Source organism: Gemmatimonadales bacterium (assembly GCA_036279355.1).
Lineage (GTDB): Bacteria > Gemmatimonadota > Gemmatimonadetes > Gemmatimonadales > GWC2-71-9 > DASQPE01.
Genome location: DASUJH010000055.1, coordinates 1 through 2,651 on the forward strand (window position 1 = coordinate 1; position 2,651 = coordinate 2,651).

Genomic DNA, 2,651 nt, shown 5'->3' on the forward strand with positions numbered 1-2,651 from the left:
TTGCGGAAACAGTACTCCCGCCGGCACCGCCACATCCTCGTGCCGCACCATATCGCGGGTGAGGTCGCGGGCCATCGCGAACACCAGCTCCTGCAGCCGTTTCCCGCGGCGGAAGGGCTCCAGCGTCGTTTCCTTCACCCGGTCGCGCGCCAGAACGCTCGGCCGCCCCTGGTTGTTCGGCAGGCTCATCGCCATCTCGACCTCGGGCGGGATCTTCGCGGGGTCGATGTCCAGCCGGGCCACAGCGTCCCAGTGCACCGCCACCCGCCCGGTTACCCGTTGCGTATAGCGCTCGACGCGCGGAAAGGTGATCTCGAACTCCGCCTTGGCCGGCACCGCGTACACCCGGTGGCGCGGCTTCGGCTCCGGTGGCGGGCCGCCCGTGGCCTTGAACGGAATCACCTCGAACGGCACGCCCAGCACCTGGGCCATCTCCTCGCCGAACCGGTCGTTCTCGCCCAGGTCGTACCGCCGACGGCGGAGGCCGCGCCCCACCACCTGCTCACAGAGCAACTGGCTCATGAACGGCCGCAACCCGACGATGTGACTCACCGTGCTCGCGTCCCAGCCTTCGGTCAGCATCGCCACGCTCACGATGCAGCGCACGTCGCGGCCCGGCGGGTGCAGCGGACGCTCGAGCTTCCGCGCCAGCTCCTCGAACCCCTCGGGGTAGATCGCGCGGCCCTGACCGTCGCGGGTCCAGTCGGTCTTCCCCACCGTGTCGAGGGTGAAGCGCATCCAGCGCTGCTCGTCGGCCTTGGAGCCGCCGTCGCTCTCGCCGCGATCGGTGTCGTGGACGACCCTGGTGTCCACCCGAATCGTGTTTGCCTCGCCGTTCCGGTTGAGAAATTCCGGCAGCCCCGACGAGGGAATGCCGGCCGGCCGCTCGTCCAGTGCGAGCCACTCGTACACGACCTTGGCGATCGCCGTGTTCTTGCAGACGATGATGAAGACGGGCGGCCGCGGGTCCTCCGCGCGCGGCGACGCCCAGCGCGCGAACTCCTCGCGCCACTGCCCCGCGAGCAGCGCTATGGGCGCGTGCGCGTACTTGAGGATGGCCTCCGGCTTGGGGCTCCCCTGCTTCGCTCCCCGCTCGGCCGGCGTGAGCTTTTTCCGGACGATCCAGTCCCAGATATTGAAGTAGTCGGGCCGCTCCTGCCCGCTGGTATCGCCCAGCGCGAGCTGCGGGATCTTGACCAGGCCGGATTCGATCGCGTCGATGAGCCCGAACTCGCTCACCACCCACGGAAATGGCCGGCCCGTCATCGCGCCCATCCGCCCCAGGAAGTACGGCGTGGCCGAGAGGTCGAGACAGAAGTTGATGCCGCGGAGCTTGTTCACCCGGTCGAGTCCCTCAACCCAGACGGTGGCTTCGCGGTAGAACTCGTCTTCCTCGTCGCCCTCGAACAGCTCCTCGTCGCCGCCCTCGTCGCGCCGGATGCGGTAGGCGTGGTGGGCCTCGTCGTTCATGACGAGGACGTTCTGCTTGCCGCCGATCTCGCGTCCGAGCACCCGCGCGACTATCGCGGTGTCGCTCTCCACCCAGCGCTCCCGCTCTACCACCACGGCGGTGACGTGGCCCGCGTCGTCCCGCCTTTCCGCGAGGACCCGGATGGAGCCCGCCGCCGCGACGGCATCGAGCGCCTGCGGCGTCATGTACCGCTGACCGCGCGCGGTCGTGCTCCGCTCCGCGACCTTGATCGTTTCCTGCACCGTCTGCCGCACGCCGGCCTTCACGACCCGCGCCTTCACGTCACCTACGTCGGCCGCCTGGGGCTCGAACACGTGCCAGTTGGTGATGACCACGCGCCCGCGCGCGAGGAGCGGCATGAGGTGCGGCGGCACCAGGTCGCGCGAGCGGTAGAGCGATGCGTCGCCCCGCGCGGGGTCGAGCTCGAGCAGGCGGTCGCGGATGGTGATGTTGGGGCAGACGACGAGCACCACGTCCGAGTACGTCGCGTTCGACTTGTCCTGCACCTTGTTGAGGATGCTCCACGCGGCGGCCATCGCCATCACGGTCGTCTTGCCGCCGCCGGTGGCCATCTTGCAGGCGTAGCGGAGAAAGCCGGCGTAGCCCCGCTCGCGCCACTCCTCGCCCGGCTCGTCGCGCGGCACGTCCAGGCCCTGCAGGTAGTCGCTTCTCGCCTCGCGCAGGAAGATGAGCGTCTCGGCCGCTTCGAGCTGCGCGAAGAAGAGGCGCTGCTGCCGGCCATCGCGCCGCCACCAGTCGATCAGCTCGCGGGTGACGCGCGTGGCGCCGGGCCGCCCGTCGGCCTGCCACTGCGCCAGCCGGCGCCGGATCAGGTTGACGAGCTTGAGCCCGTAGGCGCGCTCGTACTCGGCGAGCCGCTCGAGCGTGGGGTCGCCCGCTACGTCCCACGGCTCGGGCTGGTCGCGCGGCTGAAAGACGAGCGCCGGGCGGCGGCCGGTGCGGCGCTCAGGCGGGTGCCCGGGCCGGATGAACCAATGCTCGCCGGGCGCGGCGAAGGGCGAGTTGAGGATGGGGGTTTCGACTTCGAAGCTCATCGGCTGGCCCGCGCTCCTTTGGTCCTGCCTGCGTGACCAGGATGACGGAATCGGCTCACGGGATGGGAGATTGGCGGCGACCCACTCACGGGCGGCGCATGCCGGAAATTTCCCGATTCTTTGGC

The 2,651-nt window shown here is 69.9% G+C and carries 1 protein-coding gene; it reads right to left on the reverse strand.

All coding sequences use genetic code 11. The features are described from left to right. Positions 1-2,526: hypothetical protein (locus VFW66_13640; protein ID HEX5387741.1), on the reverse strand; the 2,526-nt coding region annotated here is incomplete at its 3' end. Positions 2,527-2,651: the final 125 nt, after the last annotated feature.